The sequence below is a fragment of the Vibrio sp. 1557 genome (assembly GCF_033340175.1).
In the GTDB taxonomy this organism is placed as follows: Bacteria; Pseudomonadota; Gammaproteobacteria; order Enterobacterales; family Vibrionaceae; genus Vibrio; species Vibrio alginolyticus.
The window spans coordinates 1-1197 of record NZ_JAWOVZ010000198.1; the positions used below are offsets into that span (position 1 = coordinate 1).

Below are 1197 nucleotides of genomic sequence, written 5' to 3' on the forward strand. Positions count from 1 at the left end.
GCAGCTCAATATCGTGCCGTTTTAGCTGAGCTTTAAGTGTTTGCAGCGCTTGCTGCTCGCCGTCAGAAGTCCACCAATGTAAAAACTCTACCCCTTGTGGCGACTCAGCGTGAGCGACGCAAGGGGCGAGCAACAGTGGGAACAAGAATGCCAGTTTGTTCATAGTCAGTCTCTCGGGAAAGTCAGTGTGGCGCAGAGGCCGCCAAACTGAGAATGGCTCAGCGACAAACTGCCGCCATGAGCCTTTGCAATGCTCTGTGAAATGGTTAACCCCAGCCCACTGCCTTCTTTATCGTTGCTAGCGCGGAAGTATGGCTGGCAGAGCTTTTCAAGTAATAAATCGTCAACACCGTCACCGTGATCTTCAATTTCAATCTGGATCGACTCTGGGCTTTCACTCAGCGTAATGTCTGCTTGATGGCCGTATTTGAGCGCGTTATCGACCAGATTCTGAATGCAGCGCTTAATCGCTAACGGTTTACCAGCAAAGTGGGTGCGGATTTCACCGTGGATGCGAATTGTGTCCGGCGCATCGGCGATATTGGAGGAAATGTGCTGAATCAGTTGGGTGAAATTGATCGGCTCGATTTCCTCGTGGATATCGGTCTCTTTAATGCATTGCAATGCGCCTTTGACCATCAAATCTAGGTCGTTACTCAGGCGGATAAAGCGTTCTCGGTCGGCGTCGTCATCTAGCATTTCCGCCCGCAGTTTTAGGCAGGCTATCGGCGTTTTCAGATCGTGGGAGATGGCGCTGAACAGCATCTCGCGGTCTTTAATGTGGCTGTCGATGCGTCGATTCATCTTGTTAAACGCACGTACCGCCGCTTTCAGTTCGTTACTGCCGCGCTCAGAGACTTCGGGCACGTCTAATCGGCTCGACATCAGGGTTGCGGCTTTTGCCAGCTCTCGAATGGGTTGAATTTCTTTACGAACGATAAACCAGGTACACAGCAACAGCATTAGCGCGGACACCAATAGCGTCAGCCATTGGCGCAGCTCAAAATAGTTAGTCTCTAGGTTGATGTAAGGCGCGGGTAGCACCGCCGCGAGATAAAACCATTCGTTCTGTGCGACTTCGACCTGCATCACCAGAATGGGTGGATTGAGGTCACCAAACGAAAGCGAATAATGCGCCCACAATAACGGCAGTTCGTCGATAGGTAGCTCGTTGTTGAACACTTTGAGTTTGTCGCG

Annotated in this window: 1 protein-coding gene; it reads right to left on the reverse strand. The window is 51.2% G+C overall.

The genetic code is table 11. The features are described 5' to 3' along the window. Positions 1-165 precede the first annotated feature (165 nt). A partial coding sequence (locus R7070_RS25835; protein WP_318141467.1) for a HAMP domain-containing sensor histidine kinase occupies positions 166-1197 on the reverse strand: 1032 nt, incomplete at its 5' end.